Genomic DNA, 22,539 nt, shown 5'->3' with positions numbered 1-22,539 from the left:
TTCACGAAGTGAGCCTCCGGCCATGCCCACAACACCTGACATGTCGATGGACGCGACGACCGTCGGTGACACCGGCCTTCTCGACACGCTGCAGCACGAGGTGGCGCTGTTCGCCCGCCGCGCCGAACAGACCCGGCTCGGCGGCGTCGGCCAGGTGCGCAACTTCATGGACCGCGCCGCCTATCTGCTGCTCAACCGCCTCGACAACGAGGGCCCGATGGGGGTCAAGGCGCTCGCCGCGAGCATGGGCATCGATTCGTCGACGGTCACCCGTCAGGTGGCTCCGCTGGTCGACACCGGTCTGGTGAAACGCACCTCGCACCCCGAGGACGGCCGGGCGGTGGTGCTCCAGCTGTCTCCGCGCGGACACTCACGCCTGGAGGAAGTCCGTTCCTCACGGCGTCAGTTGATGGCCGAACTGACACAGGACTGGGAGCAGGAGGAGCGCGAGGCGTTCTGCGCGCTCCTCACGCGCTTCAACGGCGCCCTGTCCGCGCGGATGTCGGCACCGGACGTACCGGGGCAGGAGGAGGAGACCGCCTCCTGAGCCGAGCCGTGTACGCCACCCCTTGAGAACCGGGCCGGGTACGGCCCGCCGGGGCGGAGCCGCCGTCGGGTACGGCTCCACCCCGTACATACGGGCTTCGACGGCCCCGGGGGGGGCTGTCCTTAACGGGCGAGCGCCTGCTGAAGATCCTCGAGCAGGTCGTCGATGTTCTCGATGCCGACGGAGAGACGGACCAGGTCGGCGGGGACCTCGAGGGCGGAGCCCACGACGGACGCGTGCGTCATGCGTCCGGGGTGCTCGATCAGCGACTCGACGCCGCCCAGGGACTCGCCGAGCGTGAAGACCTTGGCCCGGTTGCAGACCTCGACGGCCGCTTCCTCGCCGCCCTCCACGCGGAAGGAGATCATGCCGCCGAAGGACCGCATCTGCTTGGCGGCGACCTCGTGGCCGGGGTGTTCGGGCAGCCCCGGGTAGAGGACGCTCGTCACGCGCGCGTGCCGGCTGAGCATGTCGGCGACCTTGGTGGCGTTCTCGCTGTGCCGGTCCATGCGCACGGAGAGCGTCTTGGCGCCGCGCAGCACCAGCCAGGAGTCGAACGGCCCGGCGACCGCGCCCATCGCGTTCTGGTGGTAGGCGAGCTCCTCGCCGAGCTCCGCGTCGCCCGTGACCAGGGCGCCGCCGACGACGTCCGAGTGGCCGCCCATGTACTTGGTCAGGGAGTGCACGACGACGTCCGCGCCGAGCGCGAGCGGCTGCTGGAGGTACGGGGTGGCGAAGGTGTTGTCGACGACGAGGCGGGCGCCCGCGTCCCGGGCGATCTGGGCGACGGCGGCGATGTCGGTGATGCCGAGCAGCGGGTTGGAGGGGGTCTCCACCCACACCGCCTTGGTCTTCGGGGTGAGGGCGGCCCGCACGGCGGCCGGGTCGCTGGTGTCGGCCACCGACCACTCCACGCCCCAGCGGGCGACGACCTTGGCGAACAGGCGGAACGTGCCGCCGTACGCGTCGTTCGGGATCACCACGTGGTCGCCGGGGGCGAGCAGCGTACGCAGCAGGCAGTCCTCGGCCGCCAGTCCGGACGCGAACGCGAGGCCGCGGCGGCCGCCCTCCAGGGCCGCGAGGTTCTCCTCCAGCGCGGTCCTGGTCGGGTTGGCGCTGCGGCTGTACTCGTAGCCGCCGCGGAGGCCTCCGACGCCGTCCTGCTTGTACGTGGACACCTGGTAGATCGGCGGCACGACCGCGCCGGTGAGGGGGTCGGCCGTGTTGCCCGCGTGAATCGCGAGCGTCTCGAAGTGCTGGCTGATGTGCGTGTCGCTCATGTGCACCGAGGGTAGTCCGCCCACGCTCCCGATGACGGCAGCCGAGTCGTCCACGGGCCCGCCACCACGTTGGCCAAGTGCGGACGCGATCTGGTTCGCTGGAGACATGGAGATTCTCTTGGTCCTGCTCGGGGTGGTCATGATCGGCTTCGTGGTGCTGCCGTTCCTGAGGCGCGGGCGCGGCGGGATCACGCAGGTACCGGCCGGCCATCCCGACGCGGCGGACCCGGCCGGCTACGGCTTCGCCCTCGAGGAGGAACTGGACGTCCGCATGCCCGGCCCCGACCAGGACCTGGTGGACGTCCTGGATCTGGTGCAGCGCACCCAGGACTACCGCGGGGCACAGCAGCTGCTGGCCGGCACCGACGCGACGAGCGAGCTGCGCTGGCAGCGGGTGCAGGCCTTCGCGGGCGCCGCCTCGCTGGAGCTCGCCGCTCGGCCCGGCGGGGCCGGAGAGGCTCCGGGCGGGCAGTGGCTGCGGGTGTGGCGTGCGGAGGTGCCCAAGGACGCGGGGGGCGCGGCGGTGCACGCCGAGTTCCTGGTGCAGCAGGCATGGCGTACGGCGACGCCCGGGACGGACGAGTTCCGGATCATCATGGAGGAGGCGAAGGCGGCGTGCGGCCAGGCGGCGCTGCTGGCCCCCGGTGACCCGGTCCCGTACATCGTGGAGCTCTCGGTGGCCCGCGGGCTGGCCTACGAGCGGAAGGACTTCGAGCAGGTCTGGCTGAAGATCCTGGACCGTGCGCCGGCCCACATGGGCGCGCACCTGGCCGCCCTGCACTACTGGTGCGAGAAGTGGCACGGCTCACGGGAACTCGCGTACTCGTTCGCGGAGGCCGCGGCCGCGCGGGCACCGCAGGGTTCGCTGCTGGCCGCGATGCCGCTGTTCGCGGTGTTCGAGCACCTGCCGGAGGTGAACCTGGTCAGCGGTTTCTACCAGAGCGAGGTGGTGACGAAGGCGGTCCACGGCGCGCTGCACGCGGTGCACGCGGCCCGTCCCGGCGACCCGATGGCCGCGCACGTCCGGCATCTGCTGGTCTTCTTCCTGGTCCGCGGTGAACGCTGGGCGGAGGCCATGACCCAGCTGACGCACATCGACGGCCATGTCGGCGCGCTCCCCTGGACCCTGTCCCCCGACCCCGCCGCGGAGTTCGCGGTCTACCGGGCCCTGGCGGTCGCGGGCTACGAGGCCAACGGCGGCAGCCCGGCGACCCTGCCGCGCTGAGGGGCGACGCGCGAGGGCCCGCCGGAAGCCATGGCTTCCGGCGGGCCCTCGCCCCTGCTCAGCAGTGGGCCGGCGGCCGGCTCACTTGCCGTAGTAGGCGTTGTGGATCGAGATCGTCGACGTGTTGCCCTTCTTGTCGGTGATCTTGGCGCGGAAGGAGATCGCCTTCTTCTTCGCGGGGTTCTTGACGGTGATCTTGCCCTTCGTGACCGTGGTCTTCTTCCAGTTCTTCCCGGCGTCGTAGGAGACCCACACCGTCAGCGACTTGAGGTTCTTGCCCTTGGCCGCGCCCTCGACGGTGACCGGGAAGGTGACCTTCTTGCCCGCCGTGACCTTGCTGTCCAGCCCGGTGACCGCCTGGAAGCGGGCCGAGGAGGCGGGCAGCTGCTTCATGCCGGAGACCTTCTTGGAGCGGAAGGTCCAGCTCGCGTCGATGCGGGTGGACGCGGCGGCGACCTTGGAACTGCGCTTGACCGAGGTCGTCAGCCGGTAGGAGGCGTCGGCCGAGGGCACCTTGAACGCCTCCTCGCCGAACAGCGGGTCGTCGTGGGAGCCGACCTTGGTGCCGTTGCGGTACAGGCTGGTGGTGACCGAGGTGAACTTCGAGGAGCCGGGGTTGCCCTTGCCGTCGGCGAACAGCGGGAGTCGCCCGTAGAGGTCGTTGCCCTCGCGGAAGAGGCCGTAGTCCGAGGTGACACGCGGCCCGAAGACGGCCGTGTTCACGGTCTTGGAGTACGTCTTGCCGGCCTTGAAGGTGAAGGCGCCACCGAGGGTGTAGCCGGCTTCGACGATCGGCCAGCCCTCGGCGTCGACGCCGCCCTGCTGCTCGAAGTCGAGGTCCCACTTCACCCCGCCCGTGGTGGACAGGTACAGGGTGCGGGTGCCGGGCAGCGCCTGCGGGATGCCGACCGCGGAGGCGGAGTAGCTGTCCGGAAGCCAGCCCGTGGCGCTGGCCGCGCCCTTCTTGCCGCTCGCCGCGGCGCCCATGGCGACCTTCACCGTGGCCAGTTCGGCCGCCTTGTAGGCACGGGTGTAGCCGGTGGCGAGCTGCTTGACCTTGCCGCCGGTGACGGTGCTGTACTGCGCCTTGGTGCCCTTGCTCCAGTGGGCGTCCCACTGCTGGCTCAGCGAGCCGTCGGTGATCTGCGGGCCGAGGTGGGCGGAACGGAAGTTGTCGTACGACTCCAGCCACCAGCCGTGGCCGTAGGCGGAGTTCTTCGTCTCCACGGTGTAGTCGGCCGAGGCGAATACCGACCTGGCCGCCTTGTCCGGCACGGTGATCTTCACCGGCTTGGCCTTGCGGGCGTCCAGCGTGACCGTCGTCTTCTTGGTGACGCTCAGCTTCGGCTGGGAGAGCCAGTCGGCGCCGTCGAACTTCTGCGGGTCGGTGCCGGCGTACACCGCGGTGTCCAGGATGTAGTTGCCCTTGGGTACGCGGACGGTGACGGTGCCGTCGGCGTCGTAGGGCATGTGCCACTCGCCGGTGGCCGCGCCGGAGGTGCCCATCAGGTCCGCGGAGTAGGCGGCCGTGGCCTTGCCGTTGCGGCCGAGGACCTTGAGCGTCACGTCGTAGGACTCGGCCTCCCGCTCCACGCCCGCGGCTGTGCGGACGCTCTGGCCGCCCCCGGTCGCGACCACGTAGGCCGAGTACGCGCCGTCGGTGGTGCCGCCGAGCTTGGTGTTGACGGTGAAGTCGACGGAGGCCGTGCCGCCCGCGGGGACCGTCACCGTGGTGGCGCCCAGGGTGAAGAAGCCGGCCGGGGCCGCCTTGCCCTTGGGGTCGGTGGCGGTGGACGTCAGCTTCAGGGTGACGTCCGTGGTGCCGAGGTTGCGGTAGGTCAGCGGCTTGGTGACCGGCTTGTCGTCGGTGTGCGGCCACTGCTGGAGGCCGAAGCTCACCGAGGCCGGGTCGGCGATCACCGTCTGCTGGATGGCCTTGTCGACCTGGACCCGCCCGGAGCCCTGCTCGAACGGCGTGTACGCGCCGCCCTTGGTGGAGCCGGTGAGCGCGCCCTTCAGCTCCGTGTAGGTCCAGTCGGGGTGCTGCTGCTTCAGGAGCGCGGCCGCGCCCGCGACATGGGGGGTCGCCATCGACGTGCCCGAGATGGACATGTAGCCGGCCGGCTTCTCGCCGACCTCCTTGGCGATGTCGTTCCCCTTCGCCGAGGCTGCCGTGATGTCGACGCCGGGCGCGGTGACGTCCGGCTTGACGGCGCCGTCGCCGATGCGGGGGCCGGTGGAGGAGAAGTCGGCGAGTTTGTCCTTGTCGTCGACGGCGCCCACGGTGAGGGCGGCGTCGGCGCTGCCGGGCGAACCGATCGACTTGGGGCCGGAGTTGCCCGCGGCGATGGCGAACAGGATGCCCTTGTCCGCAGAGAGCTTGTTGACCGCCGCTTCCAGCGGGTCGATCTCGGCCGTGTCTCCGCCGCCCAGACTCATGTTGACGACATCGGCGCCCTGCGCGACGGCCCACTCCATGCCGGCCAGGATGCCGGAGTCGTCACCGAAGCCGGCGTCGTCGAGGACCTTGCCGTTGAGGATCTTGGCGCCCGGCGCGACACCCTTGTACGTGCTGCCGGCCTTGGCGCCGGTACCGGCCGCGATCGAGGCGACGTGGGTGCCGTGGCCGACCTTGTCGCCGGTGTTCGACGAGTCGGTGAAGTTCTTGGACGCGGTCACCTGGCCCTTCAGGTCCGGGTGGGTCGCGTCGACACCGGTGTCCAGGACGGCGATCTTCACGCCCTTGCCGTCGTAGCCGGCGGCCCACGCCTTGGGGGTGCCGATCTGCGCGACGGACTTGTCGAGGGCCGCCTCGCGGACGCCGTCGAGCCAGACGTGGGCGATGCCGGACGCGGTCCGGTCGCCGTCGGTGACCGCCTTCCACAGGTCGGGCGTGTCCTCGTGCGGGGTCTGCACGGCGTCCGCGTTCAGGGCGCCGAGGGTCCGGCGGAGCGTGGCCGCGTCGCGGACGTCGGACTTCGCGGCGGCGGCGGCGCGGCCCTGATACCCGACGATGACCTTCGGACCGCGCTGCTGGGAGCGTCGGGTGGAGTCCTTGCCGAGTTCCGTGATGTCGAAGAGCCGCCGGTCGAGCCGGCCGCTCGCGATCAGCCGGGCGGCGTCCGCCGGCAGTACGTGGGTGTGGCCGCCGGACCTGCGGATCTGGACGGGTATGTGTTCCCGGCCCTTGGCCCGCTCCAGGCCGACGACACGGCCCTTGGCGTCCACGGCGACCCGGTCGCCGGTGATGAGGGTGATGCGGTGCTTGGCCTTCAGCGAGGACGACGTCTGCGCGGCGGTACCGGCCGCGGTGTGTGCGGCCGTCCCTTCGCCGTTCGCCGACGCCGGACCGGTCATGCCCGCCACGAGCGCCACGGCGGCTGCCGTGGCGACCGTGGCCGCGCCTGTCGCGCGCGCTCTCTTGACTTGTCTGCGCAAGGTTCCCCCTAGCGGATGTGCCGGGTTGATTCCCCATCACCCGGCCGGGGGTGGTCTCGTACGCATGTGCGTAGGCCCCCGGGTTGCGCAGTATGCCGAAGGGTGATCAAGCGCCTCAAGGGGTTACGGGGGAGAGTGCGAAGTCGACGGGTAGTCGACGGGTATCTGTGACGTCACCGCCGTAACTCCGTTACCGGATCGACGGATTGGAGCGCGGCGACGGGCTCGCGGTCGCGTGCGCGGCCGAGTGCGCGAGGCCCGCGTCCGGGCGGTCACGCCCCGGCCCCCCTCGTGCGCGACCTCGTTGTCAGTGGTCCCGGATAGCTTCGATCGTGTTGCGCCGCAGTGGCGTTGACGTCCCCTTTCGCGTGCATGGGAGATGGTGCGTTGTCCGTCTGGGAGAAGTCGAGCACGGCACGGGTGGTGCCGCCCGCGAGGCCGCGGAAGCTGGCCAAGGTGCCGTTCGTCGAGCTGGCGGACGGGCGGCTGCAGGGGGTGGTCTCCAGCGGGTCGGACATCGGGCGGGTGTACGTGTCGTCCGTCGCCGCCGGCACCTACGCGTTCGCGTGCAGCACCAACAACAACCGCCCCTGCGGCGGCGCGCGCGGGTGGTTCTGCAACCACATCCGGGCACTGGTCGACGAGGCCGTACTGCAGTACGGCGCCGAGCGCGTGGCCCGGTACCTGAAGGTCGAGGTGGCGGACGGCGAGCTCGACGCGGACTCCGTCACCACCGCCATGACGCACACGCGGCCCGCACAGGGCGACACCTCGGCCGCGGCGCCCGTGTTCAGCCGGTTCCTGCGGCACCTGGCGTACCTGGAACTCGCTCCGGGCACCGCGCCGCTGCCCGAGATGCAGTGGTTCCCGACGACGAGGGCGGTGGCCTGATGCGTGCCGATCTGCTGTTCGACCCCGTCGACGGTCTCGACGAGGCCCTCGCGGCCGTGGACGCCTTCGACGCGGCGCTCGTCGCCGGTCTGCTCCGGCCGCAGCCCGGCCAGGCCGCCGGTGTGGTGGAGCTGGCCGACGCCGTCGCCGGCACCCCGCTCGCCGCACGCGTCGCCGAGGCGGCCGACAAGACGGTGGCCGGGGCCGCGGGCGAGGACCACTTCGTCGCGCTCGCCGCCGCCCGCGCCGCCCTGCTCGGCTCGGTGCACGACGCGCTGACCGCCCGTGTGACGGAGGCCGTCGGCCGGCCCGTCGCCGAGGAGGCCGCCCCGGCCGGGGCCGGTGGCGTGGACCACGCCGCGAACCTCCTCGCCGCCGCCCGCAGTTGGCTGAGCGATCTCGCGCGCGCCGGCTGGCAGGGCATCGACCACGAGCTGGTCGGCGGCGCCGCCCCCGTCGTCTCCGCGATGCTGCCCGACCCGGCGCTGCGCCGGCAGGCCACGCTGCTTGACGGATTCGCCGCCGAACTCGCCGCGTCCTGCCCGGGGGCCACCCTGGAGCGGATTCCGGTGCGCCGGTGGGCCGACCTCTGGTCCAGGGCCCTGCTCCTGACGCTGCCGGGGGCGACCGGCGCCCCCGCGGCGGACACGGCCACCGGCCGCCTGCTGCCGCTCGGGATCGACGTGCAGGAGCACGCGACCGCCGTACAGGCCCAGGTCCACGCCGTGTTCGAGCCCGCCGACGGCGGTGCGCCCCGGCTGGTGCGGGCCGCCGCGTCCGCCCCGAAGCCCGACACCGTCGTCGGGGCGGGCCTGTGGCAGCTGCTGCGCCCGCACCTGTCCCTGCTGACCGCGGTGAGCGAGGGCCGCGCGATGGACCTCGACGCGATGCCCGTCACCGCCGAGGGCGACCTGATCTGGGACGACGCGCGCGCCCGCACGGGCGAGCCGGCCGACTGCCTCGCCACCGCGCGCGTGGCCCTGCCCACCGCCGCCGCGGCGGCCACCGCACCGCTGGACCGGCACCCGGCCCGGATCGCCGCCCCCGTCCTGCTGGAGGGGTACGAGGCGGAGCAGGACGACGACGGGGTGGCGTTCCGGATCGCCGGGCACCGCCTGCCCGTCGACACCGACCGGATACCGGCCGCCGGACCGCTCACCGCCGAGGCCGTCGCCGCGTCCGGTGCGTGCATCGCGCTGCTCCGGTGGGACGCCGGGGAGTTCCACGTCCAGCCGCTGGCCGTGGAGCGGACCGTGCGGAAGAAGGCCGTCGCCGTGCACGCCGGGGCGTGGGCCGGGGGCACCACCGACAAGGCCGGCGTCCGCGCGGAGAAGGCCGCCACCGGCGCCGTCGACGCGCTCCGCGAACGAGCCGGAAGGCTGTTGCGGAAATGACCGACCCCACCGCACAGGCCACCGCACCGGCCACCGTGCCCGGTCCGGCCCAGCCCTCCGCACCTGCGGAGTCCGCCGTGCCCGACCCGAACGACAACCGGCGCCAGGTGCTCTACTGGCGGCTGCTGGCCCGGCTGTTCGACCCGGAGGAGCAGGCCTCGCTGGAGTCGGCGAGCCTGGCCGTGGTCGAGGACATCGGGTTGCCGTCCGCGCTGCTCGACCTGGGCGCCTCCGTCGACTCCGTGGTGCAGCGGCACCCGGAGCTGGCCGCCGAGTTCGACGGGCTGATGACCCCCGAGCCGGAGGAGGACGACGCCCGCGACCGGGCCGCCGAGGTGCGGCGCGCGGCCCTCGTCTCCAAGGTCCTGCTGAACGTCTTCTCCACCGGCTCCGGCGCCGTCACCGCCGAGCAACTGGCCCGCTGGCAGTCCGACGCGGGCTGGCTGGAGCGGGCGCTCGGCTGCCGGCCCGGCGACCTGCGGGGCGGACGCGCCGGAGCGGGCGGGCGGGGTGTCGGCCCCACCGGTACCGGCGGTGGCGGGCGCACACCCGACCTCAGCCTGCTGATCCCCGCGATCGGCCCGGAACTCGGCTCCCTCGAGGCCGGTCTGGTCAAGCGGATGCGGCTGCGCGAGGTGCTGGCCGACCCGCGGCTGGCCGCGCGGCTGACCCCGAGCATGTCCCTGATCGAGCAGCTGCTGCGGGACAAGAACAACCTCTCCGGCGTGGCCCTGGCGAACGCCAAGTCGCTGATCCGCCGTTACGTGGACGAGGTCTCCGCGGTCCTGCGCACCCAGGTGGAGAAGGCCACGGTCGGCGACATCGACCGGTCCGTCCCGCCGAAGCGGGTCTTCCGCAACCTCGACATCGACCGCACCATCTGGAAGAACCTCACCAACTGGAGCCCGGAGGAGGAGCGGCTCTACGTCGACCGCCTCTACTACCGGCACACCAGCCGCAAGACGACGCCGCAGCGGCTGATCGTCGTCGTGGACCAGTCGGGCTCCATGGTCGACTCGATGGTCAACTGCACCATCCTGGCCTCCATTTTCGCCGGGCTGCCGAAGGTGGACGTCCACCTGATCGCCTACGACACCCAGGCGCTGGACCTCACGCCCTGGGCGCACGACCCGTTCGAGACCCTGCTGCGCACCAAGCTCGGCGGCGGCACGGACGGCACCGTGGCCATGGCCCTCGCCCAGCCGAAGATCGCCGAGCCGCGCAACACCGTCGTGGTGTGGATCTCCGACTTCTACGAATGGCGTACCGACGAGCTGTTCGAGAGCATGTCCGCCATCCACCGCTCGGGCGCGAAGTTCATCCCGGTCGGTTCGGTGACCAGCGCCGGGCGCGGCAGCGTCAACCCGTGGTTCCGGGAGCGCTTCAAGGACCTCGGCACGCCGGTGATCTCCGGTCACATCAAGAAGCTCGTGCACGAGCTCAAGACGTTCCTCACCTGATCCGTCCGGCCCCTCTCACCCGGACTTCTCTCCACTTCTCCCAGATGCTCCCGACTTCTCTTTTTCGAGCCCTGAACGGAAAGGCCCTCACCTGATGTCCGACCTGCTGCGCGCGCCCGCCGAGATCAAGTACGCCGAGGAGCTGGACTGGCTGGAGTCGGTCGACGACGGCCCCAAGCCGTTCTCCTGGCGGCTGTCGCCGAAGATGGTGCGCCTGTTCGTTCTCGGCTCCGAGCGCTCCGACGGCCTGGACCGGGAGATCTCCCAGAAGTGGTTCGGCGACCGGAGCTTCGTCGAGCGTTCCATCGTCACCCTCGCCTCCGACCGCGGCCTGCTCCTGATCGGCGACCCCGGCACCGGCAAGAGCTGGCTGGCCGAGCTGCTGTCCGCCGCGATCAGCCGCAACTCCACCCTCGTGGTGCAGGGCACGGCCGGCACCACCGAGGACCACATCAAGTACTCCTGGAACGTGTCCATGGTCATCGCCAAGGGCCAGTCCAGGGAGTCGATGATCCCCTCGCCGATCATGACCGCGATGGAGGCCGGGTCGATCGGCCGTTTCGAGGAGCTGACGCGTTCCACCAGCGACGTCCAGGACGCGCTGATCTCCATCCTCTCCGAGAAGTACATCTCGGTGCCGGAGCTGGAGAGCGGAGACAGCGACAACATCGTCTTCGCCAAGCCCGGCTTCTCGATCATCGCCACCGCCAACAGCCGCGACCGCGGGGTCAACGACCTCTCGTCCGCGCTGAAGCGCCGTTTCAACTTCGTCCGCATCCCGGTCATGACGAACAAGAAGAGCGAGGCCGAGATCGTCCGCTTCCGCACCGAGGAGCTGCTGCGCCGTCACTCGATAGAGCTGGAGGTGCCGCCGACCCTGCTCGACGTGCTGCTCCAGAGCTTCGCCGACCTGCGCGCCTCCGCCGCCGCGGCCGGCAGCGACGACGAGAAGCTGGAGTCCGCGCTGTCGACGGCCGAGCAGATCGGTGTGCTGGAGGACGCGGTCCTGCACAGCAACTTCTTCGGTGAGCGCACCCTGACCGCCCGTTCCCTCGCCTCCTCGCTCGTCGGCTCCCTCGCCCGCCGTGAGCCGGAGGACCTGGCCATCCTCAACAAGTACCTGCACGGCGTCGTCGAACCGCGCGGCAAGGAGCAGGGCGGCTCATGGCCCGAGTTCCTGGAGGGCGGCCGGGACGCGATCGCGACGCTGTCATGAGCGCCGCACCCGAGAGCGCGCCCGTCGTACGGGAGAGCACGCGCGCGGCGCGGGAGAACACGTTCGCGGGGCGGGAGAACACGTTCGCAGGGCTCCGCGGACAGCTCCACGAGGCCGCGGCCGCGTTCGCCGGCGGGCCGGACGCCCTGGAGGGCATCCTCCTCGGCATGGTCGACGACGTGGACCGCGCGGTGCGCGAGCCGCTGGAGATCTTCCCCGTCTGCCACCACTCGCCCGCCTCCGCCCTCGCGATGGCCCGCCGGCTGCGCGAGAAGCGGCCCAAGGTGGTGTACCTGGAGCTGTGCGAGGACATGGCGCCGCTCCTCACCGAGCTGCGCAACTGCCGTCTCCCGGTGGCCGTCCAGGCGTTCGCGAGCGAGGTGGACGGCTTCCCGCCCGAGTGGGCGCCGCTGTCGGTGGTCGCGCCGATCACCGAGGCGTCCGCCGAGTACCAGGCGATCGCGTACGCGCTGGACACGCCGGACGTCGAGCTGGTCCTCGTCGACCGGTCCTCCGATCACGTCTTCCAGTGGGACAGCCGGGGCCGGAGCACCCCGGAGGCGGCCGGGGAGGGGCCGGACGGGGACGGGACCGCCGCGGACGAGGACCCGACGGAGACCGCGCTGCACGGCGAGGCCGTCGGCGTGGAGATCGGCGACCTGCGACCGCGCTTCGCCGAACTGGAGGAGCACCTGCTGCGGCACGGCAAGGTGCGGCACTGGTCGGAGTGGTGGCACCAGTACGTCGAGCTGCCGCTCGGCGACGGCGACCACGACACCTACCGCCAGGTCATGTTCCTCATCGGCAGCCTGTTCCGGCGGCTCGCCCCCGGCGACCCGTCGCGGGTGCGGGTCGACGAGGACCGCGAGCGGTACATGTGGACCCGGATGCGGGAGCACCTGGCCGCGACCGGCACCGATCCCGAGGACTGCCTGTACGTCTGCGGCGCGTTCCACGCGGCCAGCAGGGTGGAGGAGTTCGGCCTGGCCGGTTCCGGCGCGTACGAGATCTCGCCGCGCTCGGCCACCACCTGGCAGCACGGGCTCATCCCGTCCAGTCACGCGGCGATCGAGGCCCAGTTCGGTCTCGCCGCCGGCTCGGTCTCCCTCGCGGCGACCGAGTGGGCGAAGAGCCTCAGGCGCACCCGGGTCCGGCCGTACCGGCTGGCGGGTCAGGCCGGTACGAAGAAGTCCCGGGCGAAGCAGACCGCCGTACCGGCGACGCAGGCGGCGCGGCCCGCCGCGACGGACAGGCTGTCCGGCTTCCTGGGCCGGCCGCCGGTCCTGGACTCGCTGGACGAGGCCGAACTGCTCGGCTGGTGCGTGGACATCGTGAGCGCGGCCCGGCGAGCCGGTTATCTCGCCTCCACCGCCGACGCGATCGCCGTCTTCGAGACGTCGATCCTGCTCGCCGGGATGCGGGGCCGGGCCAAGCCCACTCCGTACGACTTCCAGGACGCGGCGGTCACCTGCATCGAGAAGGACGCGGTGCCGGGGCGGCGGGACGTGCGGCGGCTCGTCGAGATCATGATGGGCGGCGACCGGGTCGGCCAGGTCGGCTACGACTCGCTGCCGCCCCTCGCGCGCGACGTGCACGACCGGCTGGAGCCGCTGGGGCTGAAACTCCAGCAGCGGGGCGTGCGGCGGGCCCTGCTGGACATGGCGTCACGGCCGGAGCTGCGGGACTGCTCCGACGTGCTGTGGATGCTGCGCCGGCTGCTGCCGCAGGGCGCGGCCCGGCCCATCATGGGCGAGCGCGCGCTGGGCGAGCGGTCGATCCAGGAGTCCTGGGACCTGGCGCTCGGCACCCACCAGCGGGCCCTCATCGAGCTCGGCTACGAGGGCGTCAGCATCGAGCAGGTCCTGGAGCAGCGCCTGCGCCGCGCCGCCTACGCGCCGCAGGCGACGGCGGCGACGGTCCTGGAGGCCGTCGAGGACGCGACGCTGTACCTGGGCGGCGGCCGGCGTCTCGCCGACGAACTGGGCACGCGCGCGCTGGCGGTCCTGACGTCCGAGCGCAGTGTCGACGGCGCGCCGGAGGTGCTGCGCCGGGTGCGCCGGCTGCTCGCGTACTACCGGACGAGCGAGCCGGTGCTGCCGCCGTGGATCGAGTCCTTCGTCAAGGCCGGTTACGCGCACTACTGCACCCTGCTGCCGACCGCGTTCACGGACGAGGACGCGACGGCGGGTCAGGTCGCGGCGATGCTGGGCTTCCTGTTCAGCATGGAGAGCCTGGCCCTGTCGCTGGGCTGCGACAGGACGCAGCTGGAGCTGGCGGTCGCGCAGTCCCACCCCGAGGACCCGTCGAAGACGGCCCTGCTGTGGGCGGCTCAGGTGCAGCTCGGCACGCTCTCCCGCGAGCGGTTGCGGGCACGGTGCGACGCGCTGCTGGCCAACCCGCTGGTGGTGCCCGCGTATCCGCGCTACCTGAGCGGCTTCGTGCACGCGCTGGAGCCGGTGCCGGGCCTGGCGGACGTGGTCGTGGAGGCGGTGTCGAACGCGTTCGGGCGGCTGCCCGACGCGGTGCTGCTGCCGTGGCTCCCGACGCTGATCGGCACGCTGCGGGCGGGCGCGGCGGACCTCGCCCCGCTGCTGATCCGTGAGGCCGGGCGGATCTTCCCGAGTCGGCTCGCGGCGCTGGACGCGTGGGTGCCGCCGTGGCGCGCACCGGCCCCGGCTCCCGTACGCCGCGCGGCACAGGCGGCGGGGCAGGCGGCCGACGTCCGCCGGGGCGCCGCGCTGGCAGCGGCGCATCCCGCCGCGTTCGACGCGCTGGCGGACCTGCTGGGCTGCACGGAGGGGTGGGCACCGGCCGCCGCCCCGGCGGGCACGGCGGGCACGGCGGGCATGGCGCTGCTGACCGCCCACCCGGCGACCTGCGACGCGGTGGCGGACCTGCTGGGCTGCGCGGAGGGCTGGGCCTCGGCCGGCCCTCCGACGGCTCCGGCAGGCGCGGCCCTGACCGCCCGTCATCCGGACTCGGCGACCGCGTGGGAGTCCCTCCTCGCCGGCACCTGACCGACGACGACGCGCCCCCGGCCACCGGGGCCCACCCCGGCCGGGGGCGCGTCGTGCGTGGGATACGCGTCGCCCGCGCTTTCGCTCACGCGAGCGTGAGCGTGAGCGTGAGCGTGAGCGTGTGATGATTCCGGGTCAGGTGCCCGGGTTCTCCTCGACCGTGAGGCGGCCCTTGCGGATGATCGCCACGCGCGGGGCCCGCTTCGCCAGGGCCGAGTCGTGGGTGACCATGACGAAGGTGAGCCCGAGTTCCTTCCACATCCGGATCAGGACCTCCATGATCTCGTCGCGCATCGACTCGTCGAGGTTTCCGGTGGGCTCGTCGGCGAGCAGCACCTTCGGTTCCTTCACCAGCGCCCGCGCGATGGCCACCCGCTGCTGCTGCCCGCCGGACATCTCGGCGGGCAGGTGTCCGAGCCGCTCGCCGAGTCCGACCGCGGCCAGCGCCTCGGCGGCCTTCTCGCGCCGCTCCTTCGTCTTCACACCGAGCGGGACGAGCGCGGTCTCGACGTTCTCCTGCGCGGTGAGGGTCGGGATCAGGTTGAAGGACTGGAAGACGAAGCCGATGCTCTCGCTGCGCACCCGGGTGAGCCGGGCTTCGGGCAGCTTGGCCAGGTCGGTGCCGTCGAGGAGGATCTCGCCGGAGCTGGGACGGTCGAGTCCGCCGAGCATCTGCAGCAGGGTGGACTTGCCGCCGCCGGTGGGGCCCTGGATGACGAGCCGGTCGCCGTCGGGGATCGTCAGGTCGATGTCCTCCAGGGCGTGAACGGTCTGCTTGCCCCGGGTGTAGCGCCGGGTGACGCCTTTGAGTTCGTACATGGGTCAACTCCTGGATTGCGTACGAGGGTGGGGGCGGCGCTACGCGACGCGGCGCAGCGCGTCCGCCGGGCGGAGGCGGGAGGCACGCCAGCCGCCGAAGGCGCCGGCGACGAGACCGCCGGCCACCGCGAGGCCGACCGCGAGGGCGACGGTGGTGAGGCCGACCGGTGCGGTGAGGGCGACCTCGAGGGTCTTGGCGGCCGCCTCCCGCCCTGGTCCGCCGCCGGGGCCGCCCATACCGCCGGAACCGCCCGCACCGCCGCCGAGTTCGGCCTGCAGGGTGGGGCTGATCGCGGTGACGGCGTACGCGCCCGCCAGGCCGAGCGCGATGCCGAGGACGCCGCCCATCAGGCCGTGCACGACCGCCTCGCCGACGACCTGTCCGGTCACCCGGCCCGATGTCCAGCCCAGCGCCTTCAGCGTGCCGAACTCGCGCACCCGGCGGGACACCGCCGAGGAGGTGAGGAGTCCGGCGACGAGGAACGCGGTCACGAGCACCGCGACGGACAGCCATGTGCCGACGCCGGTGGCGAGGGAGGAGGCGGTGGACAGCGAGCCGGAGACGGTGTCCGCGAGGTCGGCGGAGGTGGTGACGGTCGTCCCCGAAACGTTCTTCTGGATCGCGGACTTGACGCTGTCGATCTGCTGTGAGTCCGTTGCCCGGACGTAGATCGTGGTGACCTTGTCCTTGGCGTCGGCGAGGGTCTGGGCCTGCTTCAGCGGGAGGTAGAGGTCGGCGGCGGCGTCCCCGCTCTCGGCGGTGGCGATACCGATGATCTTGAACTTGGTGTCCTTGACCGTGACGGTGTCACCGGTCTCGAGCTCCTTCTCCTTGGCGTGGGCGGAGTCGACGACGGCCACCTTCGCGTCGGTCTCGCTCGCCTTGAAGGTGCGGCCGTCGGTGATCCTGGAGGAGGTCAGCGGGCCGAGCTTCGGCTCGGTGACGTCGGTGCCGTAGACGGAGTAGCTGTTGACGTCGAAGTCGGCGCCGCCGCCCTGCACCCGGCCGCCCTCCGACGGCTCGGCCCCACCGGCCCCACCGGGCCCGCCCTGCCCGCCGTCCTGACCGCCCTGCCCGTCCTGCTGGAACCGGCCGCGGGTGAACTCGCCGCTGACCTTGACGACCTGGAGACTCAGCCCGCCCACGGCGTCGGCGACACCGCTCTGCTCGCCGACCTTGTCCACGGTCGAGTCGGCGAGGCTCTGGAAGCCCTGCACCATGACGTGGTCGGTGCTCTGCTCCTCGCCGGAGCCCTCGGCCTGGGCGTCGAAGCTGAAGCGCGGCCGCTCCGGGCGTTCTCCGCCCTCCTCGGACGTCTCCATGGCCTTGGTGACCGTCATGTCCGTGCCCAGTCCGTACAGCGACTGCAGGACCTTCTCCTGCGCCTTGCCCATACCGGAGGACACGGAGCTGACGACGATGACCAGCGCGATGCCGAGCGCGAGGCCGGAGGCGACGACGAGGGCCGCTTTTCTGCGGCGGCGCAGTTCGCGCCTCAGGTAGGTGAAGAACATGGGAGCAAGCTAGGGACGGCTCGTGATGAAGTGTTGAGCCCGGGATAAGAGCCGCATGAGAAGAGAGCCCGGCCACGGGAACGAACGATGCCGCCGTCCACCCCTGTGGGGCGGACGGCGGCATCGGACGGGTGGGTCGAGCAAGTGGGTGCCGGGCAGCCGGCGTCAGACCGCCGAGCCCGCCTTCCACTGGGCCCAGTCCATGTTCCAGCCGTTGAGGCCGTTGTCCGGGGCGACGGTCTTGTCGCCGGTGTTCTTCACGACGACCACGTCACCGACGATCGAGTTGTCGTAGAACCAGGCGCCCGGCGTGTTCGGGTCGTCGGCGCCCTGGGTGTCGGCCAGGCCGATGCAGCCGTGGCTGGTGTTGGCGCTGCCGAAGATGGACTTGGCGCCCCAGTAGTTGCCGTGGAGGAAGGTGCCGGAGTTGCTCAGGCGCATGGCGTGCGGCACGTCCTTGATGTCGTACTCGCCCTTGCCGTCGTCGTCGGTGAAGCCGACGGTCGCGCCGTCCATCCGGGTCTCCTTGAACTTCTCGGAGATGACCATCTGGCCCTCCCACGTCTTGTTCTCGGGGGAGCCGGCGGAGATCGGGATCGTCCGGACGGTCTTGCCGTCCTGCGTGACCTTCATCTGCTTGGTCTCGGCGTCGACGACCGAGACCTGGTTGCGGCCGATCTTGAAGTTGACCGTCTTCTGCTGGACACCGTAGACGCCCTCGGCACCCTCGACCCCGTCGAGCGCCAGCTTCAGGGTGACGGTGGAGTTCTCCTGCCAGTAGTCCTCGGGACGGCAGTCCATGCGGTTGGCGTTGAACCAGTGGCAGGCGACCTCCTGGCCGCTGCTGGTGGAGACGGTGATGCCCTTCTGGACCTCGGCCTTGTTGGCGATCGCCTTGTCGAAGTTGATCGACACCGGCATGCCGACGCCCACGGTCGAGCCGTCGTCCGGGGTGAAGTTGCCTATGAAGCTGTTGGCCGGGGAGACCGTGGTGAACGAGGCGTTCTCGTGGGCGGCGCGCCCCTTGGAGTCCTCGGCGGTGGCCTTCAGCTTGTAGGCGGTGGCACGCTCCAGCTGGACACTGGGCTTCCAGCTCTTCTTGTCCGCGGCGATCTCGCCCTCGACGACGGTGCCGTCGGTGGTCGTCATCGTGACCTCGGTGAGCGTGCCCTTGGTCACGGCGACCGCGGCGGAGTTGTTGATGGAGGCGTTGTTCGAGCCGTCCTTCGGCGTGATCTTGATCTGGGCCTCGGAGGTCTTCTTGGCCGCCGCCTCGTCGACCTGGGCCTGCGACGCGCCCTTGTCTCCGCCCCCACCGGAGCCGGCGTCATCACCGCTGCCGGAACACGCCGAGAGCACCATCACTCCGCCGAGCAGAGCGGACGCAGCCGTCAGACCCCTGCGCCGCTTACCTTCCGTCATCACACGCTTCTCCATCGTCGCCGCTTCCCCGAACCCCGCGGGCCCCCGCACCCGAAGCTGAGAGTCCCCGTCAGACACTTCAACGCTACGACCGGTAGGTCCCGTTCCACATGGGCCGCGAATGTGGGGCTCACCACGTCCGTCGCGGCCGGGCAGGGGGTCGTTCGGCCCGTGCGCCACCTGAGACGTCAAAGCACGGGCGACGGTTGCCGCCCAGGGTCACGATTTCCCCAAACCGGGCCGGCCAGTCATCTCCACCCGGCTCAACCCATCTTCCTCACAACCCAATTGCACAGATTGCGCCATATTTAATATTTCGTCACCTTTGAGTGGTGAGTGGGGAAATGACCGAACTACCCTATCTGCCACTTTCGCCCGAAACGTCATCCGCCGCACCGTCCGACGCGTCGTCGAGGCCGTCGTCGAACCCGTCGTCGTAGAACTCGTCACCCTCCTCGTCGAGGTCCCACTCGGGCGCGTCCGGGTCGTAGGCGATCCGCTCGCTGCTCCACGAGGCCTGCTGGAGTTCCACGCCCGGCACGTCGCCGACCAGACCGAACGGGTCGACGAGGTACGCGAGCGCCTCGGCCGTGTCGGCGGCCACCGCGTCCTGAGCGGGCGTCCGTTCCTCCGCGGACAGGTCGCCGTCGTCCGCGATCCTGGCCAGCGCGGCGCCGGTCACGGCGTCCGCGTCGTCGACCTCGAGAACGAGGTCCACCCGAAGCCGTACAAATCGCGATGTCTCTGGAGTGCTCATGCCCGGAGCGTACGGCTCCGGCTCCCGTGACTTTCCCGTGACCCGCGATTTTCACTAACATCAGTCCACACGGCCAATTCGCCAGCGCCACAAGGGGATCGATATTCCGTGTCATCCGCTCTCCGCCCGTTGCTGACCGCCACCGCCGCAGGCACCCTCCTGTGCGCCCTGTGGTTCGTCCCGTCCGCCAACGCGACCTCGGACGCCCCGGCTGAAGGAATCACCCCGGCAAGCCCGTCTCCGCAGGTCACAGAGCAGGCGAGGGTGGCATCCAGCACCTCGGCCAACGTCTCGACGACGTCGTACGACGGCACCGCCGGCGAGGTCCGGCTCGCCGACACCGGCAGCTTCAACAGCACGCCGTACGTCGTCGGCGGCACCGCCTGCCTCACTCTCGGCGCGGGCTTCGTCGTCTACTCGGTGCGCCGGGAACGCCTCGACTTTTAACTCGCTTGACGTTCCCTTGAGATGAACTTGACCGCGACCTCCGGGCAGCCGCGGCGCGTCACCGCAGGGGGCCTGTGATCTTCTCCACCGCCGCCAGCAGTCGTCCGTCCCGTACGAACGCCTCCGCCGCGGCGAGGTCGGGCGCGAGATGACGGTCCGGGCCGGGGCCTCCCACCCCGGCCTCTCGCACGGCCTCGACGACGGCCCGGGTCGCGGGCGCCGGGGTGAGCCCCTCACGCAGCTCCACCGCACGTGCGGCGGCGTACAGTTCGACGGCGATGACCCTGGTGAGGTTGTCGACCGAGGTACGCAGCTTGCGCGCGGCCGACCAGCCCATCGAGACGTGGTCCTCCTGCATCGCGGAGGACGGGATCGAGTCCGCCGACGCCGGTACGGCCAGCCGCTTCAACTCGCTCACCAGCGCGGCCTGTGTGTACTGAGCGATCATCAGACCGGAGTCGACACCGGCGTCGTCGGCGAGGAACGGCGGCAGCCCGTGGCTGCGGTTCTTGTCCAGCAGCCGGTCGGTGCGGCGCTCGGCGATGGAGCCGAGGTCGGCGACGGCGATGGCGAGGAAGTCGAGCACATAGGCCACCGGGGCGCCGTGGAAGTTGCCGTTGGACTCCATCCGCCCGCCCCTGGAACCGGACGCCCCCGAACCGGTGCCGTCCGTACCCGTGCCACCGGAGCCCGTGTCGTCGAGCAGCACCACCGGATTGTCGATGGCGGCGGCGAGTTCGCGCTCGGCGACCAGCCGGGCGTGCGCGATCGTGTCCCGTCCGGCGCCCGCCACCTGCGGGGCGCAGCGCACCGAGTAGGCGTCCTGGACCCGCGGGGCGTCGTCCTGGTGATGTCCCGTCAGCCCCGAACCGGCCAGCACGGCCAGCATGTTGGCGGCGCTGGCGGCCTGGCCCGGATGGGGGCGGATGGCGTGCAGTTCGGGGGCGAGCACCTTGTCGGTGCCGAGCAGCGCCTCCAGGCTCATCGCGGCCGTGACGTCGGCGGACCGGTAGAGGGTGTCGAGGTCGGCGAGGGCCATGATCAGCATGCCGAGCATGCCGTCGGTGCCGTTGAGGAGGGCGAGCCCTTCCTTCTCGCGCAGTTCGACGGGCCGGATCCCGTGCTCGGCGAGCAGCTCGCCGGCGGGCCGCAGGGTCCCGTCGGGCCCCTCGGCCTCCCCTTCGCCCATCAGGGCGAGCGCACAGTGGGACAGCGGGGCCAGGTCGCCGGAGCAGCCGAGGGAACCGTACTCGTGCACCACGGGGGTGATGCCGGCGTTCAGCACGTCGGCGATCGCCTGCGCGACCTCCGGGCGTACGCCGGTGTGCCCGGAGCACAGGGTCTTCAGCCGCAGGAACATCAGGGCGCGGACGACCTCGCGCTCGACGCGGGGCCCCATGCCCGCGGCGTGCGAGCGGACGATGTTGCGCTGCAGCCGAGCACGCAGCTCGGGGCCGATGTGCCGGGTCGCCAAGGCGCCGAACCCGGTGCTCACCCCGTACACGGGGTCCGGCTCGGCGGCCAGGGCGTCCACGATCCTGCGGGACGCGGCGAGGGCGGCCAGCGCCTCGCGGGAGAGTTCGACGCGGGCACCGCCGCGCGCCACGGCGAGCACGTCGGACGCGGTCACGCCGGACGCCCGCCCGTCACCCACCACCACTCTTTCAAGGCCGCGCTTCACGCCTTCCCCGTTCACCACAGTGCGCATATCCATATTCAGGAGCGTACGCAGTGAATTCGATGATGTCATCACCGGGACCGGCGGTCACCCCTTACCGAGACACCCGCCCCCTCGCCACGCCACGGAGTCCGCCGGACCGGCGCCTCCCGGGCGCCCGGACCCCCTCCCTGGCCCTCTACGGCGAGTGCCGCCCCCGGAACCGGCGCCGCTCGCCGTCCGGCTCCCGTACCGACTCGTCCGCCAGGCGCACGACCGGGTCACCCGGGCCCTCACGCCCGGCGACGACGGGACGGGACGCCCGCTCGGCCTTCGCGCGGTACTGCGCCGCGTCGGCCAGCCGGAGGAGCCGCCGGGCGGAACGCACCGGCCCGATGGCGTCCCCGGTGGACGCCACCCCGCAGGCCACACCCTCCCCGATCTCCAACTCCACGGCGCGACGGCACACTTCGCCGGCCGCCCTGACGGCCTCGTCGGCGGACGGCCCCACCACCAGCAGACAGAACTCGTCCCCGCCGAGCCGCGCCGCCAGGGCGCCGGGCAGCATGGCCCCGCACAGGGACAGCACGGTCCCGAACCGTTCGAGGAGCCGGTCGCCGACGGCGTGCCCCAGCGTGTCGTTGACCCGCTTGAGCCCGTTCAGATCGCACACGACGAGGCTGACGACGGCTCCGTCCCGGCGATGCCGCTCGATCGCCTCGTCGAGCCGGACGTCCACGGCCCGCCGGTTGGCCAGCCCGGTGAGCGCGTCCGTGTACGCGAGCCGCCGCGCCTCCTCCAGCCGCTCGGTCTGCGCGATCCCGGCGGCGACGACGGCGGCCAGCACCGTCGCGAAGTCTGCGTCGCCCCGCACGAAGACAGGGGCACCGACCGGCCGGGCCACGTACAACTCGCCCCACGCCCGCCCGTGCAGCACGATCGGGGCGACCACGCAGCAGCCGCGCCCCCGCCGGCGCAGGGCCGCCACCCTCTGGTGGGTGTAGCCGGGCCGCCCCTCCGTCGGCCCCCGGGCGGTCTCCACCCAGGCGTCCGGCTCGCCGCCACCGGCCGCCCACCGCTCGTGCAGGAACTCGGTGATCTCGGCGAACTGGTGCACGGGATAGGCCTCGTCCTCCGGGAACTCCTCCTCGCCCTCGGCCAGCTCGCCGACGTTGACCAGGACGCGCAGCCGACCCAGCTCGCGCTCCCACACCGACAGTGCGGCGAAGCTCCCGCCGAGCGCCCGGCGGGCCCCGTGGGCCGCGGCCCGCCAGACCTCCTGCGAACTGTGCGCGGCGGCCATGCCCTGTGCCAGCGCCACCACCGCCGCCAGCCGGCTGTCCTCACCCATCCCTCCAGGCTAAGGACGTTCGCCGTGAACAGGGATATTTAACGAGCAAACGGGATGCGTCGCCATGCCCCCGGACCCCCGCCCCTCCACTCCTCCGGCCCCG

At 71.8% G+C, this 22,539-nt stretch carries 16 protein-coding genes; 8 read left to right on the top strand and 8 right to left on the bottom strand.

Going from position 1 to position 22,539, the window contains the following annotated elements; translation table 11 throughout:
• Positions 1–40: 40 nt before the first annotated feature.
• A complete protein-coding gene (locus tag AOK11_RS20275) occupies positions 41–547 on the top strand; it encodes a MarR family winged helix-turn-helix transcriptional regulator (RefSeq protein ID WP_079034972.1) in 507 nt (168 codons plus the stop codon).
• Between the two features lie 122 nt (positions 548–669).
• Here AOK11_RS20275 and AOK11_RS20270 read toward each other — a convergent pair whose 3' ends face one another.
• Positions 670–1,827: a cystathionine gamma-synthase gene (locus AOK11_RS20270; protein ID WP_055595141.1), complete on the bottom strand. Its 1,158-nt coding sequence runs from the start codon at positions 1,825–1,827 to the stop codon at positions 670–672.
• 106 nt (positions 1,828–1,933) lie between these two features.
• Here AOK11_RS20270 and AOK11_RS20265 point away from each other — a divergent pair, with 106 nt between their 5' ends.
• Complete coding sequence (locus tag AOK11_RS20265) at positions 1,934–3,052, top strand: hypothetical protein (protein ID WP_055595140.1); 1,119 nt, start codon at positions 1,934–1,936, stop codon at positions 3,050–3,052.
• A gap of 81 nt (positions 3,053–3,133) precedes the next feature.
• On the opposite strand, the gene AOK11_RS20260 is transcribed toward AOK11_RS20265, so the two are convergent.
• The gene (locus AOK11_RS20260; RefSeq protein WP_055595139.1) at positions 3,134–6,490 is read right to left on the bottom strand and encodes a S8 family peptidase; all 3,357 of its coding nucleotides are present in this window, start codon (positions 6,488–6,490) and stop codon (positions 3,134–3,136) included.
• Between the two features lie 372 nt (positions 6,491–6,862).
• On the opposite strand from AOK11_RS20260, the gene AOK11_RS20255 reads away from it, so the two are divergent.
• The 5 genes from AOK11_RS20255 (at position 6,863) to AOK11_RS20235 (ending at position 14,468) form a co-directional block, all read left to right on the top strand.
• Positions 6,863–7,381 carry a hypothetical protein gene (locus AOK11_RS20255; protein WP_055595138.1) on the top strand — a complete coding sequence of 173 codons (519 nt, stop codon included), beginning with the start codon at positions 6,863–6,865 and terminating at the stop codon, positions 7,379–7,381.
• Positions 7,351–8,775, top strand: a complete 1,425-nt coding sequence (locus tag AOK11_RS20250) for a hypothetical protein (protein WP_240497418.1) — start codon at positions 7,351–7,353, stop codon at positions 8,773–8,775. The genes AOK11_RS20255 and AOK11_RS20250 overlap by 31 nt, the downstream gene beginning before the upstream one ends.
• Positions 8,772–10,235 carry a vWA domain-containing protein gene (locus tag AOK11_RS20245; RefSeq protein ID WP_240497417.1) on the top strand — a complete coding sequence of 488 codons (1,464 nt, stop codon included), beginning with the start codon at positions 8,772–8,774 and terminating at the stop codon, positions 10,233–10,235. Before AOK11_RS20250 ends, AOK11_RS20245 begins: the two co-directional genes overlap by 4 nt.
• A 94-nt stretch (positions 10,236–10,329) precedes the next feature.
• Positions 10,330–11,451, top strand: coding sequence for an ATP-binding protein (locus AOK11_RS20240; RefSeq protein ID WP_055595137.1), 1,122 nt, complete (start codon positions 10,330–10,332; stop codon positions 11,449–11,451).
• A complete protein-coding gene (locus AOK11_RS20235) occupies positions 11,448–14,468 on the top strand; it encodes a DUF5682 family protein (RefSeq protein WP_055595136.1) in 3,021 nt (1,006 codons plus the stop codon). The genes AOK11_RS20240 and AOK11_RS20235 overlap by 4 nt, the downstream gene beginning before the upstream one ends.
• A 135-nt stretch (positions 14,469–14,603) precedes the next feature.
• Here the strand turns inward: AOK11_RS20235 and AOK11_RS20230 are convergent, their stop codons facing one another.
• From AOK11_RS20230 to AOK11_RS20215, 4 genes are all read right to left on the bottom strand, one after another.
• Positions 14,604–15,287 carry an ABC transporter ATP-binding protein gene (locus tag AOK11_RS20230; protein ID WP_055595135.1) on the bottom strand — a complete coding sequence of 228 codons (684 nt, stop codon included), beginning with the start codon at positions 15,285–15,287 and terminating at the stop codon, positions 14,604–14,606.
• Positions 15,288–15,326: 39 nt separating this feature from the next.
• Positions 15,327–16,802, bottom strand: a complete 1,476-nt coding sequence (locus AOK11_RS20225) for an ABC transporter permease (protein WP_055595134.1) — start codon at positions 16,800–16,802, stop codon at positions 15,327–15,329.
• Between the two features lie 165 nt (positions 16,803–16,967).
• Positions 16,968–18,224 (bottom strand): L,D-transpeptidase, encoded by a 1,257-nt coding sequence (locus AOK11_RS20220; protein ID WP_055595149.1) that lies wholly within the window; start codon positions 18,222–18,224, stop codon positions 16,968–16,970.
• Positions 18,225–18,582: 358 nt separating this feature from the next.
• Positions 18,583–18,981 (bottom strand): hypothetical protein, encoded by a 399-nt coding sequence (locus AOK11_RS20215; protein ID WP_167353816.1) that lies wholly within the window; start codon positions 18,979–18,981, stop codon positions 18,583–18,585.
• A gap of 108 nt (positions 18,982–19,089) precedes the next feature.
• Between AOK11_RS20215 and AOK11_RS20210 the strand changes: the two genes are divergently transcribed.
• Positions 19,090–19,428 (top strand): LPXTG cell wall anchor domain-containing protein, encoded by a 339-nt coding sequence (locus tag AOK11_RS20210; protein ID WP_206188889.1) that lies wholly within the window; start codon positions 19,090–19,092, stop codon positions 19,426–19,428.
• Positions 19,429–19,486: 58 nt separating this feature from the next.
• Here the strand turns inward: AOK11_RS20210 and hutH are convergent, their stop codons facing one another.
• Together hutH and AOK11_RS20200 are read right to left on the bottom strand one after the other, a co-directional pair.
• Positions 19,487–21,142 carry a histidine ammonia-lyase gene (hutH, locus tag AOK11_RS20205; protein WP_420903003.1) on the bottom strand — a complete coding sequence of 552 codons (1,656 nt, stop codon included), beginning with the start codon at positions 21,140–21,142 and terminating at the stop codon, positions 19,487–19,489.
• 142 nt (positions 21,143–21,284) lie between these two features.
• The gene (locus tag AOK11_RS20200; RefSeq protein WP_055595130.1) at positions 21,285–22,436 is read right to left on the bottom strand and encodes a GGDEF domain-containing protein; all 1,152 of its coding nucleotides are present in this window, start codon (positions 22,434–22,436) and stop codon (positions 21,285–21,287) included.
• Positions 22,437–22,539 lie beyond the last annotated feature (103 nt).

Source organism: Streptomyces hirsutus (assembly GCF_001418415.1).
GTDB classification, from domain to species: Bacteria; Actinomycetota; Actinomycetes; order Streptomycetales; family Streptomycetaceae; genus Streptomyces; species Streptomyces hirsutus.
The sequence above is the reverse complement of the archived record's forward strand: the minus strand, read 5'-3'. Positions and strand labels throughout refer to the sequence as shown.

Bases quoted from the DNA above. Each gene is read 5' to 3' on its own strand.
- AOK11_RS20275 (WP_079034972.1), top strand. From the start codon at position 41: ATGTCGATGGACGCGACGACCGTCGGTGACACCGGCCTTCTCGACACG.
- AOK11_RS20270 (WP_055595141.1), bottom strand. From the start codon at position 1,827: ATGAGCGACACGCACATCAGCCAGCACTTCGAGACGCTCGCGATTCAC.
- AOK11_RS20265 (WP_055595140.1), top strand. From the start codon at position 1,934: ATGGAGATTCTCTTGGTCCTGCTCGGGGTGGTCATGATCGGCTTCGTG.
- AOK11_RS20255 (WP_055595138.1), top strand. From the start codon at position 6,863: ATGGGAGATGGTGCGTTGTCCGTCTGGGAGAAGTCGAGCACGGCACGG.
- AOK11_RS20245 (WP_240497417.1), top strand. From the start codon at position 8,772: ATGACCGACCCCACCGCACAGGCCACCGCACCGGCCACCGTGCCCGGT.
- AOK11_RS20240 (WP_055595137.1), top strand. From the start codon at position 10,330: ATGTCCGACCTGCTGCGCGCGCCCGCCGAGATCAAGTACGCCGAGGAG.
- AOK11_RS20235 (WP_055595136.1), top strand. From the start codon at position 11,448: ATGAGCGCCGCACCCGAGAGCGCGCCCGTCGTACGGGAGAGCACGCGC.
- AOK11_RS20230 (WP_055595135.1), bottom strand. From the start codon at position 15,287: ATGTACGAACTCAAAGGCGTCACCCGGCGCTACACCCGGGGCAAGCAG.
- AOK11_RS20225 (WP_055595134.1), bottom strand. From the start codon at position 16,802: ATGTTCTTCACCTACCTGAGGCGCGAACTGCGCCGCCGCAGAAAAGCG.
- AOK11_RS20220 (WP_055595149.1), bottom strand. From the start codon at position 18,224: ATGACGGAAGGTAAGCGGCGCAGGGGTCTGACGGCTGCGTCCGCTCTG.
- AOK11_RS20215 (WP_167353816.1), bottom strand. From the start codon at position 18,981: ATGAGCACTCCAGAGACATCGCGATTTGTACGGCTTCGGGTGGACCTC.
- hutH (WP_420903003.1), bottom strand. From the start codon at position 21,142: ATGGATATGCGCACTGTGGTGAACGGGGAAGGCGTGAAGCGCGGCCTT.
- AOK11_RS20200 (WP_055595130.1), bottom strand. From the start codon at position 22,436: ATGGGTGAGGACAGCCGGCTGGCGGCGGTGGTGGCGCTGGCACAGGGC.